Here is a 15,679-nt window from a genome sequence, read left to right on the forward strand (position 1 = left end):
CTTACAATATCTTGAACGCCGGATCAGACAGCGCGGGCCCCGCATTTGCCACAGGCAGGGGCTGGCCTGCAACCGATTGTTTGATCCCGTGAATCCACTTCTTGGCGCGTTCATTCAGCCGGAAGCTTTTGGTCATCGAGCGGCCGCGTGTGACCAGAATGCCAATATCGGCCCCCTCGTAACGGTAATCGCCGGGGCGCAGGATGCGCAGGAAAAACGCCTCGTTCTCGCTTTCAACCGCGCGGCGGTGATAGTCGAAGCGGTCAAACACCACGCGGCCATCCTCCAGCATTTTGTAGATGCCGGTTTCGGGCGATTGCGTGCAGATATCGACACTGTCATCGGTGTGTTTGATGACCATCTGCGACCAGCTGTCGATCATATCGGGGTTGGCCCAGCGGCTGTTCAACTCATCGACATCCAGCTCGAATTTCCGTTTGGAAAATTCGAGCAGGTGGAACAGGAACAGGGGTGCATCGGCATGGGCAAAGGCGGCATGGTTGGTCATCGAGCTTGCGCCGGTAATGCGCGGGTTCAACTCGCCCAGCCACAGATCGCCGGTTTTCTTGTCGATCAGGAAATCCAGCTCGAAATAGCCGCGATAGCCCTCTTTGCGCAACTGCTCGCCGAATTTGAAGGTCAGGTCGCGGGCTTTCTGGCGCACTTTCGGCGGGAAGGCGGTGGACAGAATCTCGTTGCCGCACCAGCCACCGCGATAGGGGGTAAGCTCCTTGAAGCCGACAAGCTCGGTCATCAAGGGGCCAACGATTGTGCCTTCCTTGGTGGCGCAGGCTTCAATGGCGGAGCCACGGCAATCGATCCGCTTCATGATCTTGATCTCGCCCTCGCCGACAATCTCGCTTTCATGGCGGCGGAAATCGGCTTCGGATTTGATGAAGAACGTCGTGTGGCCGGAATCGCCAAAGGCCGATTGCAACACAAGGTCGTGGCCAATTCCTGCCTTTTCGCAGGTTTTCTTCAGGTCTTCGTAATTCTTCACCTCGGCCAGCACGTTCGGCACCGAGGGCACGCCGGCCTTGTTGCCAATGCGCACCGTCTCGATCTTGTTGTCCATGCTTTGGCGCAGCTTGGCCTTGGGGAACCAGACATCGGCGCCCAACTCCTTGGATAGCCGCTCGGTTTCCGCATCGAACATCAGGAACACGAATTTCGGCTTGCCGCCCCGGCGTTTGATGAAGTCAATCACCTCTTTATGCTGGAGCAGATAGTTGTTGATGTCTTCGATCGACTGAAACTCGGCATGGGGCTGCTCGGAGGGGCAGAACACGTTGGGGTGCTTGCCACCGTAACAGTCGATATAGCAGATATACTTGAAGTTCTTCACCCATTCATCCAGCCCCAGAAGGTTGAAATTCGTGGCCGAGATGAAGTAGATCGGGTCTTCATTCCGGTGGAAAAAGCGCCGGATTTCGGAGATGTTTTTTAGCTCTTTGGCCATTGTCTAATCCTTTTTCAGTGCGGCTGCGGGTTTGGGTTTTGCGGGTCTGGGCAGTGAGGCGAGCGCCTCGGCAGTGAATACGCGCAGGCCCAGATCGGCGCGGTAGCCATGAATTTCGTTCACATCGAGCGCGCGCATGAAGGCCAGAATCTCGCGGCTGATCACCTGACCGGGCACAAGAATGGGAAAGCCCGGCGGGTAGGGGATGATGAAGCTGGCCGAAACCACCTCTTCGCCCGCCTCAAGCAGGTCATGAAGCGCGCCGTCCAGCTCCAGATAGTCGCAATTCTTCTCGTCATAACTCAGGTAATAGGCGGTGCGGATATCGCCCTCGGGGGTTATATCATCGGGGCGGAACGCATCGTGAAAGCGGCTGAAATCCGGCAGGGGCGGAAAGTTTTCGGTGAGGTTTTTCACCCGACGGTCGAATGACAGCCGTTCCATTTTCGAGGCATCGTCGAGCAGCTCATCCAATTCGTTGGCAATTTCGACCAGCACTTCGATGAGATAGGCGACCGAGCTGCGCGTTGTGCCGATATTGGTCATGAACAGCACGGTATTGCGCGAGGTCTTGTTGATCTGGATGCCGTATTTGTCCATCAGCACATCGTTCTTGAACGTATCGCCATCCCAGCCGGTGCCGCCAACCGCAAGGGTTACGCGCGTCGGGTCCAGCACGAAATCATCCTGCTCCCAGCATTCGAACATGTCGGTCCAGCCCTGTTCGACATCGAAATAGCTGGAAACGCCGCTTTGGCGGTGGTGTTCGGGGATCATGTCGCCGGCGGCAAGCACCTTGAAATATTTCTTCAACAGCGGATGGCTGGCAATGGCGCGGCGCATCGACATTGCGGCTTCGATCTGGCGCTGAACGAATTCAAATCCTTCAAGCTCGACCTGCCGCCGACCCACATCGAGGCTGGCGATGATCTGGTAGTTTGGCGAGGTGGAGGTATGGGTCATGTAAGCCTCGTGGAAGCTTTGCTCGACCTCGCCCTTGAAATCCTGATCATTCACATGAATCATCGAGCCTTGCCGCAGGCTGGTCAGGGTTTTGTGGGTGGATTGCGTGGCATAAACCCGCACCCGCGCTGCGGGCGGCGCGATAAGGCGCGCGTCAAGCCAGTCTTCATCGCTTGCTGTCTCAAGCTCTTTTTGCTGGGCCTTGTAGGCGCGCGCATGGTCTTCTGTGCGCAGGCGTTTGCGCAGATCATTGGCCGTGCGCATCGCCGTGCGCTGGCGATAGGTGGGCGAGAAGCGCGCAAAGGCAAACCACGCCTCGTCCCACAAGAAAATCAGGTCGGGCTTGATGGCAAGACATTCTTCCATAACCCGTTCGACATTATAAACCAGCCCATCGAATGTGCAGTTGGTCAGCAGCAACATGCGCACACGGTCAAGCTTGCCCGCCGCCTTCAGGGCCAGTAGCTGGTGCTTGATTTCCCTGAGCGGCACGGCGCCATACATCGAATATTCATTCAGCGGATAGCTGTCGAGGTAGACCACCTCGGCCCCCGCAAGCACCATGCCGTAATGGTGCGATTTGTGGCAATCGCGGTCGACCAGCACAATATCGCCGGGCCGCACCAGCGCCTGCACGACAATCTTGTTGCAGGTCGAGGTGCCGTTGGTCGCAAAGAAGGTTTGCTTGGAGCCAAAGGCCCGGCTGGCAAGCTCTTGCGCCTCTTTGATGGGGCCGTGCGGTTCCAGCAAACTGTCAAGCCCGCCGGATGTGGCCGAGGTTTCGGCCAGAAAGATATTCGGGCCATAAAACGCGCCCATATCCTGAATCCAGTGGCTGCGGGTGATCGATTTGCCACGGCTGATGGGCATGGCATGGAACACGCCGGTGGGCTGTTTGGAATAGTTAACAAGCGCGGTGAAGAACGGGGTTTTGTTGCGCGCCGCTACACCGCGAAGGATGTTCAGGTGCAGCTCCATGAAGTCTTCCTGATTGTAGAAAACCCGCCGGCAAATGCCCAGATCCATGCCGGCAATGTCCTCAACCGAGCGTTCGGTGACCAGATAGGCATCAAGCTCGGGGCGCACGCGGGCCACAAGGCGGCACAGTTCGGGGCCATAATTTTCGGGGATGACATCGTCAATCCCGTCGGTATCGCGCATCCCGCTCAGATATTTGTTCAGAATTTCATTGGCGTTCCTGGATTTCAGCGTCAGGCCGGGGCGCACGACAATGGCCTGGATATTGTGGTTGAACAAAACCGCGATCAGCGCATCTTCAAGGCTTGGCACCACGACCGCCTCATAGGTGAACGGGTCTTCGGGGCGGCGCATTCGCGCGACATTGTTCTTGAGCCAGCGTTCCTGCTGCTCGTTCACACTGTCAACGATCAGAATCTCGAAATAGGGGCGGCTCATGGCGCGGGCTTCGGGCGAAAGCATCGCCTCGTCGTTATGCTCTTCCTCGTCCACAGAGTCGCGTTCCAGCGGTATTTCGCGCCGACGATAGGCGCCCGTGGTCAGCGCGCGTTTGACACGGGCCACGGCGAAGGCCAATTCTTCAAAATTGCCATGTTCGAACTGGCGGCGCATATGGTTGAAGGCGGCCATGCCGGGAAAGGCCCAATAGGCCTCGACCACACTGAGCGAGTCAAAAAGCTCGGCAATGCGGGCCTTGATGCCGGTGATCTTGCGCGCTTGCGTTTCACGCGTCAGCGCGCTCGAGGCTTCGCGCAGGCTGCTCCACCTGTCGGCGCGAAGCTGCGTGGCCGAGTAATAATCGCTTACAGATACCATAGCCGTTCTCCCATTTTTATTGGGCTGAACACCAGGATTATCTGCCGCGAGGGCGCCAGATGCCCGGTGCTAGCCGGTCGTTGCCTTGCCCATATAGGGCGATATTCCAAACCCCTGCACGGGGCGACGGTTCAGCGCCTCGGCCTCGGCTGTGGCGGGCACATCAACATGCAGACCCGCGCGGCTGCCTTGCGTTGGCACTTCGAGCGGGCCAAGCGATTGCAGATAGGCATCGGTGCCACTGCTGCGATCATAGACCGAAAAATCGGTCGAACGGTCGCGGAAGCTTTTCAGCACCTGACCAAGCCCTTTCAGGCCGGTTTCGCGCTGGCGGCGGACCATCGACAGATCCACCTCGATCGGAAACATATCTTCCTGCCCGGCCGATTGGTGCAGCACCAGCGATGTCGGGTCGACGATGCAGGATTTGCCAACCCCGCCCGCGCCCAAACCGTTGACATCGATCACATAGCACTGGAATTGCGCGGCGGTGGCGCGGGCAATGGCCAGTTCGGCGTCGCGGTCGGTCGTGCCGGTCAGCACGGGGTGCAGCAGCACTTCAACGCCTTGGCTGGTGAGCTGGCGCGTGGTTTCGGGGAACCACATGTCATAGCAGATCGACAGGCCGAAACGGCCTACATCCGGCACGTCGAACACACAAAAATCGGTTCCCGCGGCGATACCCGCCTCGTAAGGCAGGAAGGGGAACATCTTGGCGTAGCGGCGGATGATATTGCCATCGGGGTCGATCACCAGCGAGGTGTTGTAAACCCGGCCATCTTCGGGCGATGTCAGGAACATCGAGCCGGGGATAAGCCATATCTTGTGGCGGCGCGCCGCTTCGCAGAACCGGTTGATGGTATCATTTTCCGGTGCGAGCTTGAAGCGTTCCAGCGGGCCGAAGGGCGCCAACTCGCTGAACAGCACCATCTGTGTCCACGGGAAACGCGCCATCAGCACGTCGAGCCGTTGCATCATACCGTCGACATTGGGTTGAAGCGCGTTCACATACATCTGAACGCCAGCAATTGCGAATGGGGTCATTTTTCCAGCTCTCCAAGCTTGCAGAGCGGGCGAATGCAAATGCCATCGGTCTCTGTCAGGCGCATCTTCTACGCCCTATTGCCGGGAGGGGAAATAGCAGAAATGCACGGGCCTGCCGGGGTGAAATGCCCACAAAAGCCGGGCTTTTGATGCCGGAATGCTTGGAAAAGGGCGGGCCGTTTTTGCGTTGCTTCTGCTTCATGGTCAAAGCAGCTTTGCATGGATTTGCGCGGCTGCATAGGGCAGAGTCGACAAATAGGCGGCAGGAGCCACCAAACAGCCGGATTGCGCGGCAAATTGCGCAATAATTGGGAAAAATGACCAAACACACGCATTTTCAGCTAACGCTTCCGGTGCGCTTCCATTAGGCAAGATGCATGAAATTCGGTTTTCCCACTGCGCGCGCGGGCATGACGATTGGCCTGCTGGGCGGGTCTTTTGACCCGCCCCATAGCGGGCATGTGCATATTACCAGACAGGCGCTGCGCCGGCTGGGGCTTTCGCAGGTCTGGTGGCTGGTTTCGCCCGGCAATCCGCTTAAACCCAAGGGGCCACAACCAATGGCGCGGCGCTTGGCGGCGAGCCGCGCGATCATGCAGCACCCGCGCGTGAAAATCACCGATATCGAGGCGCGGCTTGGCACACGCTATACGGCCCAAACGCTGGCGCATCTGGTGGCGCTTTACCCCGCTGTGCGCTTTGTGTGGCTGATGGGGGCAGACAACCTTGTGCAGTTTCATCTGTGGGACCAATGGGAGGAAATAGCGCAGCGCGTGCCGATTGCGGTGCTGGCGCGCCCCGGCCAAAAACTGCGCGCCGGGCTTTCGCCTATGGCGCAACGCTTTGCGCGCTACCGAATGCCTTCGGCGCAGGCCGGTGCGCTGGCCTTGCGCGCGCCGCCGGCTTGGATATTGTTGGGGGGTCCGATGGTGGACCAGTCATCAACCCGGCTAAGGGCAGAAGGGCAGTGGACATAGCGGCGGATTTTGAAATGGAGCCAATGTGAAACGGCGCGATTTTCTGGGCGGCCTGGCTGCAACCCTTCCAATTGCCGCCTTTGGGCAGGGTATGCCCCGCCCCATCCCGCGCGCCGGACGACGGATTGCACCGCTGGAGCCGGGCACGATTCTCAATGCTTCGGGCCTTGGTGCGGTGACCAGCTATCTGGTGGTCGACCTGGCCACCGGGCAGGTGCGCGAGGCACATCAGCCAAATCTGGCGCTGCCACCGGCCTCGGTGACCAAGGCGCTGACCGCGCTTTATGCGCAGCGTTATCTGGGCGCGGGGTTTCGGTTTGACACCCGCGTGCTGGCCACCGGCGCGCTGAGCGGGAATACCTTGCAGGGCGACCTTGTTCTGCAAGGCTCGGGCGATCCGCTGCTGGATACCAACCGTTTGGCCGCACTGGTCGCCGAGGTGGCAAATGCAGGCATCCGGCGCATTTCCGGGCGGTTCATTCTGGTGGAAAATGCCCTGCCACATTTACAGAATATTGACCCCGACCAGCCACCGCAGGCGGGTTACAATCCGGGCATTTCAGGGTTGAACCTGAATTTCAACCGCGTCTATTTCGAGTGGCGCCGCGCCGACAATGGCTATGCGGTCAGCATGGATGCGCGTTCCAACAGGTTCAAACCCTTGGTGGATATGGCGCGGATGGAGGTGGTGAGCCGCCAGACGCCGATCTATACCTATCGGCAGGCCAATGGGCGCGAATTGTGGACGGTTGCGCGCCAGGCGCTTGGCAATGCCGGCGGGCGCTGGCTGCCGGTGCGTGACCCGGCGCTGTATACTGCGGATGTTTTTGCCGCCCTTGCCGCCACTTATGGCATTGCGCTGCCCGCCCCGCAGCGCGGCGGTGTGCCGCCCGGTGCGCGCAGCCTGGGCGAAAGCTTCAGCCCGATGCTGACCAATATTCTGGACGACATGCTGCATTATTCCACCAATATCACGGCCGAGGTGCTGGGGCTGCGGGCCAGCGCGGCCGCGGGGCGGGCGGCGGCGCAGCTAAGCCAGTCTGCGGCGGCAATGGGGCGCTGGGCTGAAAGCGTGGCGGGTGCGCCGGTCGGGTCTTATGAAAACCATTCCGGCCTTTCGGGAAATTCGCGCGCCTCGGCGCAAGATCTTGTGCGGATCATGCAAAGCAACGAGGCGCGGACAGGATTGCGCAGCATTCTGCGCGAAACCGAGCTGGTCGATGACAAAGGCAATGGCGCGCCGGTGCCGGGGCGGCAGGTTTTTGGCAAGACCGGCACGCTGAACTTTGCGCATGGGCTTTCGGGATTTATTGAACGCGACGGGCAGCAGCGGCTGGCCTATGCGATATTTGCCGCCGACATGGTAGCGCGCGCCAATGCCCCGAGCGAGGAAGAACGCCCGCGCGGCGCGCGCGCATGGCTTGGCCGCGCGCGCGAACAGGAGCAGGCATTGCTGCGCCGTTGGGCTATGCTGTATTGCTAGGGCTTCAGGCGTGCGGCCAGCGCATATGCCGGGCCCGCGCGCCACGCTCGATGGCCGCGCCGTGCAGCCGGTCGATACGCAGCTCGTGGCGGATTTCCTCAAGCAAGCGCATTTCGCCGGGCCGGATCTGGCCATCGGAGGCGGCGACATCGCAGGCCATTGCATAGGCGGTTTCGTTCAGATCATCGGGCAAGGCATCGCGCACAATGCCGAACAGCGCATCAAGGCCCTCTTCCTCGGAGAACAGTTCGAACACCGTCTGGCTGATCATCTTGATGCGGCTGGCGTCATAGTCACCAAAAATCGGCAGATGGTCGACAATGCGGCTGATCGAGAGCAGTTCCGATGTCGAGATCGTTTCATCGGACAAAGAAACCGCAACCATAACCGCGACAAGCGCGTCCTGGGGCGAGATGAGCGCGTTTTCTGATGGTATTTCGGACATTTCGGCACCTATTTGCTATGGTTCGGGCGCATCTTATTGACCGTAAGCAGCAGCTTCAATAGGAAGCGGTGAAACCATGCCCGAGGATTATCATGCCCGCATTTCGTGACGCCGCCCTGAACAGCAAAGCCTGGCCCTTTGAAGAGGCGCGCCGGCTGGTGAAGCGTTACGAGACCAAGCCGCCCGAAAAGGGCTATGTGCTGTTTGAAACCGGCTACGGCCCCTCCGGCCTGCCGCATATCGGCACGTTTGGCGAAGTGGCGCGCACCACGATGATCCGCCGGGCCTTCGAGGTGATTTCGGACATTCCCACGCGGCTGATCTGTTTTTCGGACGATATGGACGGGATGCGCAAGATCCCCGACAATGTGCCCCAGCCCGAAATGCTGCGCGCGCATTTGCAGCGCCCGCTGACCGTGGTGCCCGACCCGTTCGGCAAGTTTGAAAGCTTCGGCCACCACAACAACGCCATGCTGCGCCGGTTTCTGGATACGTTCGGCTTTCAGTATGAGTTCATCAGCGCGACCGATTTTTACAAGGATGGCAGGTTCGACGAGGTGCTGTTGCGCGCCACCGAACGCTATGACGATCTGATGAAGGTCATGCTGGCCAGCCTGCGCGAGGAACGCCAGCAGACCTATTCGATCTTTTTGCCGATTTCGCCACAATCGGGCCGCGTTTTGTATGTGCCGCTGCTGGATGTGAATGCCAAGGATGGCACGATTACCTTTAACGACGAGGATGGCACTGAGACCACGCTGCCGGTGACCGGCGGCAATGTGAAATTGCAGTGGAAGCCCGATTTTGGCGCGCGCTGGGCGGCTTTGGATGTCGATTTCGAGATGTATGGCAAGGACCATTCCACCAACACGCCGATTTATGACAAGATTTGCGAGATTCTGGGCGGGCGCAAGCCGGAGCATTTCACCTATGAGTTGTTCCTCGACCAGAATGGCGAGAAAATCAGCAAATCCAAGGGCAACGGGCTGACGATTGATGAATGGCTGACCTATGCCAGCCCGGAAAGCCTGTCGTATTTCATGTATCAAAAGCCCAAAACCGCCAAGCGGATGTATTTTGACGTGATCCCGAAATCGGTTGATGAATACCACCACCATCTGGAAAGCCTTGCTGGGCAGGATGAGGCGGCGACGGCGAACAATCCGGCATGGCATATTCATGGCGGGCAGGCGCCCAAGAATGACATGGTCGTGTCTTACGCGATGCTGCTGAACCTCGCCTCGGTCGCCAATGCCGAAGACAAGGAAACGCTGTGGGGGTTCATCCGGAAATATGCGCCAGAGGCGAGTGCCGAAACCCATCCGGGGCTGGATGCGGCGGCGGGCTATGCGGTGCGCTACTTCAAGGATTTCGTGAAACCCGCCAAGGTCTATCGCGCGCCGGATGAGCAGGAGCGGGTGGCCTTGCAGGATTTGGCCGCGCGGCTGAAAAGCTGGGCGCATGGGGCCAATGCCGAAGACCTGCAAAGCCTTGTCTTTGCCGTGGGCCGCGACAATGCATTCGACCCGCTGCGCCTGTGGTTCAAGGCGATTTACGAGGTGCTTCTGGGTGCCGAGCAAGGCCCGCGCTTTGGCGGTTTCATCGCGCTTTATGGTGTTGAGGCGACGATAAAGCTGATCGAGGATGCACTAAACGGTGCGTTTTTGCCCAAGCCCTAGGGCTTGGGCGATGCGCGCCCCTGGCTAGGCTTGGGCGCGCATCATGAGGCTTTGGCGCTGGTTGTAAAGCCACATGCCAAGCAGCATGGCCAGCATGAAAAGCGGCACCTGCCAGGGCGCGAAGGCCAGCGCGGCAACCACCGGGCCGGGGCACAGGCCGATCATTCCCCAACCGATGCCGAACAGCGCCGAGCCGCCGATCAGTTCACGATCGATCGTCGGGCTGGGGGGCGGGGGCATGGCACCGCCGAAGAGTGCGGCAGAACGGCGTCGTGCAATGATCCAGCCAGCCGCCGACACCACAATCGCCCCACCCATGACAAAGGCAAGCGTTGGATCCCATGCGCCGAAAATATCGAGAAAGGCGCGCACGCGGTCGGGGTTGACCATATCGGACAGGATGAGGCCGAGACCGAACAGCAGGCCCGAAGCCAGTGAGGTGAGGTTACGCATGGTCAGGCCCCTAAAACAGGTTCATAAGTGCAACGGTGCCGATACCGGTTGCCATGAAGGTGATCATTGCAGCGATGGAACGGCGCGACAGCCGCGCCGTGCCGCAAACCCCGTGGCCCGATGTGCAACCCGACCCCATGCGCACACCAAAGCCAACCAGCAAACCCGCCACAAGGATAAGTGGAATGCTGGTTGTCATGCCGAGTGCGGGCAGGGGGGCGAAGGGCCAATACAGCAACGGCGCCGCAAGAAGGCCGATCAGGAACATGTAACGCTCGGTCTGGGCGGGCGAGCGTGTGAGGTTGAGCGCATTGCCCAACAGGCCGCTTATGCCCGCAATGCGGCCGTTGCCCAGCAACAATAGGGCTGCCGAGGCCCCAATCATCAGCCCACCCAAGGTGGCATTTACCCAATCCGGATTCATCTACGTTCCCCTTGTTTGAAGCGCAGAGATAACATTCATATTTGTGAATGCAACAGGGTTTTGTTGCCAAATACTCAACATTCTGTGCGCGCCCGGGCGATTGGCCGCGTGAAACCAAGTATTTTTGGCATGGTTAAGCCGCTGTTAAGGCTTATCTGCTAGACAGCCTGCGTGCCAGAAACTGGCGCCACATCCCCGAGACACCCCCCCCACACAGCCCTATCATGCCCAGCCATGCACAGCCTTGTGCATGGCCAGGCGGGCGAAGCTTTGCACGAAAGGGTTATGAATGAATAAAGCAATTACCGATGGTATTGATTTCATGCCGCCCGCCTTTATTGACGGGCTTGACGATTGGTCGCGCGAGGACGGAACCCCCGGCACCAACACCTATGTGGGCGCCGCCGATGCCGCCCTTGTGGCCAGCGATCCGGATTTCGGCCCCTGCCTTGAGCTGCAAAAAACCGAAAGCGTGCAGCGCCTGCGCTATATGGGCGAAGTGCCGATCCTGCCGGGCGTCTATCTGCGCGTGCGGGCGCGTATCAAGGTGATGAGCGGGCTGTTCCCCTCGATCCGGGTCGCGGGCTGGGCGGGCTCGGCGGTTGGTGCGCATGTCACCGGACTGGATGAGACCGGGCCCGAAATTTTGCCCGCAACCTATGGCCGCATTTACGAGGTCAGCGCGATTGTCGGCACCGGCAACCGCACGGGCGTTGATATGCAATGGGGCGGTTCGGCGGTTTACGGGCATTTCGGCATTGACCTTTTGGGCAGCAATGGCGGGATTGTGCGGGTTGAATCCATCGAGATTGAAGATGTCACCTCGGTCTTTCATCGCAACCTGATGGGCTGGGTCGATGTGCGCGATTACGGCGCCGTGGGCGATGGCGTGACCGATGACACGCTGGCCTTTGAGGCCGCCGATGCCGATGCGAATGGGCGCGAGCTGGTGGTGTCACCCGGTGTTTACTTTCTGGGCCAGACCGTAACGATAAGCTCGCGCTGCCGCTTTGAAGGCCGTGTGGTGATGCCAAGCAACAGACGGCTTCAACTGACCAACCGCTTCGATTTGCCGATCTACATCGATGCCTTTGGCGACGAGGTCGAAGGGCTGAAGCGCGCGCTTGCCGCGCTGTTCAACTTCTCGGGCCATGAATCGCTTGATATGAAGGGGCGGCGCGTGCAACTGACCGCACCGCTGGACCTGGCGGCGATTGCCGGAAAAACCGGCTATGCCAACCGCCGGGCCATTCGAAACGGCCAGCTTGAGGCAGAGGCATCGCCCGCCTGGGATACGGTCACAACGGTTTCGACGGCCAACTGGTCGGTGACAACGCCCGATGAGCTGACCAATGTGGCCAATATCGAAAACATCGCCATTGGCGCGCTGGTAAGCGGCAACGGCATGGGGCGCGAAGTGTATGTAAAGGCCAAGAACGAGGTGGCCGGCACGCTGACCCTGTCGCAAAAGCTGATCAACCCCAGCTCGACCCAAAGCTACACCTTCCAGCGGTTCCAGTATATTCTGGATTGCTCGGGCTTTTCGGACCTGTCGCGCTTTCAGGTCGACGATATCGAGTTCCTGTGCTTTTACAATGCCAGCGGGATTCTGCTGCCGAAATATGGCGCAAGCTGGCATATCCGCGATTGCTGGTTTACCAAACCGAAAGACCGGGGCATTGCCTCGTTCGATGCGGGCTGCTTTGCAATCAACATCGATCATTGCCAGTTTATTTCGACCGAATACGACACGCTGGCGCAAGAGCGCAAAACCATTGCAATTTCGCTGAACAGCAATGATGTGCGCATTCGCAACAACCATGCCATCCGGTTCAGGCATTTCGCATTTCTGTCGAGCGCGCTGTGCATCATTTCGGGCAACCATTTCTGGCAGGGCGACAATACGGCATCGCGCAACCCGACCGCCGGGATTGTGTTTACCGACCGGCGATCGAACTCGACGCTGGTGTCAAACTATATCGACAATTGCTATATCGAGGTGACGAACGAGCATTCGCCGCTTCAGAACGGCGATGCCAACAGCCCGACTTTCGGCGATCTGATAATGACCGGGAACATGTTCGTGGCCGCCGATGTGCCCAACTGGTTTACCTTTCTGCGCATCATGCCCTATGGCACCAACCACCGGCTGAGCGGGATCAACATGACGCATAACACGTTCAATGTGTTCGATGGCTCGCAGATCGACAGGGTGGAATCGCTCAACCTGTCCAATGGCAGCATTGACCATTCGGCCAGTGAAGACATTGTTTTTGAATATAATGTCTTCAACGGCGTGACCCGGCGCACGCAGAACCCGGCCTTTGTGGAAGTGGCCCAGCCTACGGCATTGGCGGCCTGGCCCTATGATCATGCCCAGATCGTGCCATTTGGCGGGCGGGTGCTTTCGGCCAGCAGCATAACCGCGCTTGGCCCCATTCAGAACGCGGCCAATGTGGCACAGTTCGGCGCGCCTTATGTGAGTGTCAACCAGGGGGCGGCCGGGCAGGCGGTGGCGATCAACTGGGCGACGGCGGTCAAGGGCAGGGTGGCATTGCAGCTGCGCAGCGACCGCACGATATAGCCAGACTTGGGTGCCACCTGCCCCGGTGGGTGGCACCTAGCGGCGGCGCGGGCGACCACCACGCATTCCGGCCCGGCCAAGCGTGCTGCGCCCGCTGCTTTTGGTGGCGCTTTCCACCGCAGCCGCAACCGCTGTTTGCCGCGCCAGCGGGTCATCGGCAATGGTCAGCTCCACCGCTTCCAACCGTTTGATTTCATCGCGCAGCCGCGCGGCGGTTTCAAATTCCAGATTCTCGGCGGCCTTCAACATATCCTTGCGCAAGGCATCCAGATGGCTGCGCAGATTGTCACCGACATTGCCCTTTTTATCGACCCTGGCGGTAACGCGCGATTGGTCGGTATCGCCCTTGAACAGCCCGTCCATCACGTCTTGCACGTTTTTCTTGACCGTCAGCGGCGTGATGCCATGCGCCTTGTTATAGGCGATCTGCTTGTCGCGGCGGCGGTCTGTTTCGGCAATCGCACGCTCCATCGAGCCGGTGATGCGATCGGCATACATGATGACCCGGCCATCGGCATTGCGCGCCGCGCGGCCGATGGTTTGCACGAGCGAGGTTTCAGAGCGCAAAAACCCCTCTTTATCGGCATCGAGAATCGCCACGAGCCCGCATTCCGGAATGTCGAGCCCCTCGCGCAGCAGGTTGATGCCGACCAGCACATCAAAGGCACCAAGCCGCAAATCGCGCAAAATTTCGATGCGTTCCAGCGTGTCGATATCGGAATGCATGTAGCGCACGCGCACGCCTTGTTCGTGCAGGTATTCCGTAAGATCCTCGGCCATGCGTTTGGTGAGCGTGGTGCAGAGAACACGCATATTCTTGGCGGCGACACGCTTTACCTCGTCGAGCAAATCATCGACCTGGGTATCGACCGGGCGGATTTCGATTTGCGGGTCGAGCAGGCCGGTGGGGCGGATAATTTGTTCGGCAAACACGCCGCCCGATTGCTCCAGCTCCCAGTTTTGCGGGGTGGCGGAGACGAACACCGATTGCGGGCGCATCGCATCCCATTCCTCGAATTTCAGCGGGCGGCTATCCATGCAGCTTGGCAGGCGGAACCCATGCTCGGCCAGGGTGAACTTGCGGCGGTAATCGCCCTTGAACATGCCGCCGATCTGGGGCACGGAGACATGGCTTTCATCGGCGAATACGATCGCATTGTCGGGGATATATTCGAACAAGGTCGGGGGTGGCTCGCCCGGGGCGCGGCCCGTAAGGTAGCGCGAATAATTCTCGATGCCCGCGCAAAAGCCCGAAGCCTCCAGCATTTCGAGGTCGAAATTCACGCGCTGTTCCAGCCGCTGGGCTTCGAGCAATTTGCCTTCGCCCACAAGCTGTTCCAGCCGCTGTTTCTGTTCGATCTTGATGGATTTGATGGCCTGCTGCAGCGTCGGGCGCGGGGTGACATAGTGGCTGTTGGCGTAGATGCGCACCTTTTCAAGCGTGTCGGTGCGGTCGCCCAAAAGCGGGTCGAACTCGTGAATCGCCTCCAGCTCCTCGCCAAAAAACGAAAAGCGCCAGGCGCGGTCATCCAGATGCGCGGGCCAGACTTCGAGCGAATCGCCGCGCACGCGGAAGGTGCCTCGCTGGAAGGCATTGTCGTTGCGCTTGTATTGCTGGGCAACAAGCTCGGCCATGAATTTGCGCTGGTCATAGTCCTGCCCGACGATCAGGTCTTGCGTCATCGCGCCATAGGTTTCGACCGAGCCGATGCCATAAATGCAGCTGACCGAGGCGACGATGATCACATCGTCGCGCTCCAGCAGGGCGCGGGTGGCCGAATGGCGCATCCGGTCGATCTGGTCGTTGATCTGGCTTTCTTTTTCGATGAAAGTATCGGTGCGCGGCACATAGGCTTCGGGCTGGTAATAATCGTAGAACGATACGAAATACTCGACCGCATTGTCCGGAAAGAAGGCCTTGAACTCGCCATAAAGCTGGGCGGCCAGGGTTTTGTTGGGGGCCAGAATGATCGCGGGGCGCTGGGTTGCCTCGATGATCTTGGCCATTGTAAAGGTTTTGCCGGTGCCGGTTGCCCCCAATAAAACCTGGTTGCGCTCGCCCGATTGCAGGCCCTCAACCAGCTCGGCAATGGCGGTGGGCTGGTCGCCCGCCGGCTCGAACTCGGCCTTCAGCACAAGCCGCTTGCCGCCGTCAAGCTTGGGGCGGTGGCGGATTTCAGGATTCGGGTCGTGCGGAAAGTCCACGGGCATATTCCTATTTTGTTCTCTATATGTCGCCGCTTTGCGCGCCAAATTCAAGATTAATAAAAGCCTAATATTATAGGTTGAGTTTTACATAAAAACATCAACCCCAGGCGAAGAAACCGCTTGTGCATTTCGCTTCGTCACGGCTAGGGTTTGAGGGCAAGCAGAC

General features: G+C 59.4%; 11 protein-coding genes. 4 read left to right on the plus strand and 7 right to left on the minus strand.

The annotated features are described in order from the left end of the window. Position 1: 1 nt before the first annotated feature. The 3 genes from LGT41_RS07995 to LGT41_RS08005 form a co-directional block, all read right to left on the minus strand. Positions 2-1,459, minus strand: coding sequence for a biotin carboxylase (locus tag LGT41_RS07995; protein WP_274129607.1), 1,458 nt, complete (start codon positions 1,457-1,459; stop codon positions 2-4). Between the two features lie 3 nt (positions 1,460-1,462). After that, on the minus strand, positions 1,463-4,216 hold the full coding sequence (locus tag LGT41_RS08000; protein WP_274129608.1) for an aminotransferase class I/II-fold pyridoxal phosphate-dependent enzyme: 2,754 nt from the start codon (positions 4,214-4,216) through the stop codon (positions 1,463-1,465). A 69-nt stretch (positions 4,217-4,285) separates the two neighbouring features. Next, a complete protein-coding gene (locus LGT41_RS08005) occupies positions 4,286-5,260 on the minus strand; it encodes a carbon-nitrogen hydrolase family protein (protein WP_274129609.1) in 975 nt (324 codons plus the stop codon). A 377-nt stretch (positions 5,261-5,637) separates the two neighbouring features. On the opposite strand from LGT41_RS08005, the gene LGT41_RS08010 reads away from it, so the two are divergent. Together LGT41_RS08010 and dacB are read left to right on the plus strand one after the other, a co-directional pair. After that, positions 5,638-6,237, plus strand: a complete 600-nt coding sequence (locus LGT41_RS08010; RefSeq protein ID WP_274129610.1) for a nicotinate-nucleotide adenylyltransferase — start codon at positions 5,638-5,640, stop codon at positions 6,235-6,237. Between the two features lie 25 nt (positions 6,238-6,262). Next, complete coding sequence (dacB, locus tag LGT41_RS08015) at positions 6,263-7,720, plus strand: D-alanyl-D-alanine carboxypeptidase/D-alanyl-D-alanine endopeptidase (protein ID WP_274129611.1); 1,458 nt, start codon at positions 6,263-6,265, stop codon at positions 7,718-7,720. 4 nt (positions 7,721-7,724) lie between these two features. Here the strand turns inward: dacB and LGT41_RS08020 are convergent, their stop codons facing one another. Beyond that, positions 7,725-8,165, minus strand: a complete 441-nt coding sequence (locus LGT41_RS08020) for a tellurite resistance TerB family protein (RefSeq protein WP_274126335.1) — start codon at positions 8,163-8,165, stop codon at positions 7,725-7,727. Positions 8,166-8,257: 92 nt separating this feature from the next. Here LGT41_RS08020 and LGT41_RS08025 point away from each other — a divergent pair, with 92 nt between their 5' ends. After that, positions 8,258-9,844 carry a lysine--tRNA ligase gene (locus LGT41_RS08025; RefSeq protein ID WP_274126336.1) on the plus strand — a complete coding sequence of 529 codons (1,587 nt, stop codon included), beginning with the start codon at positions 8,258-8,260 and terminating at the stop codon, positions 9,842-9,844. A 24-nt stretch (positions 9,845-9,868) separates the two neighbouring features. On the opposite strand, the gene LGT41_RS08030 is transcribed toward LGT41_RS08025, so the two are convergent. Further along, positions 9,869-10,297 (minus strand): DUF6691 family protein, encoded by a 429-nt coding sequence (locus LGT41_RS08030; protein WP_274126337.1) that lies wholly within the window; start codon positions 10,295-10,297, stop codon positions 9,869-9,871. A gap of 10 nt (positions 10,298-10,307) precedes the next feature. Further along, entirely contained in the window at positions 10,308-10,721 is a 414-nt protein-coding gene (locus LGT41_RS08035) for a YeeE/YedE family protein (RefSeq protein ID WP_274126338.1), read from the minus strand. A 289-nt stretch (positions 10,722-11,010) separates the two neighbouring features. Here LGT41_RS08035 and LGT41_RS08040 point away from each other — a divergent pair, with 289 nt between their 5' ends. Further along, positions 11,011-13,305 carry a glycosyl hydrolase family 28-related protein gene (locus LGT41_RS08040; RefSeq protein WP_274126339.1) on the plus strand — a complete coding sequence of 765 codons (2,295 nt, stop codon included), beginning with the start codon at positions 11,011-11,013 and terminating at the stop codon, positions 13,303-13,305. 36 nt (positions 13,306-13,341) lie between these two features. On the opposite strand, the gene uvrB is transcribed toward LGT41_RS08040, so the two are convergent. Next, positions 13,342-15,516, minus strand: a complete 2,175-nt coding sequence (gene uvrB, locus LGT41_RS08045) for an excinuclease ABC subunit UvrB (RefSeq protein ID WP_274126340.1) — start codon at positions 15,514-15,516, stop codon at positions 13,342-13,344. Positions 15,517-15,679 lie beyond the last annotated feature (163 nt).

The organism is Abyssibius alkaniclasticus, from assembly GCF_020447305.1.
Lineage (GTDB): Bacteria > Pseudomonadota > Alphaproteobacteria > Rhodobacterales > Rhodobacteraceae > Abyssibius > Abyssibius alkaniclasticus.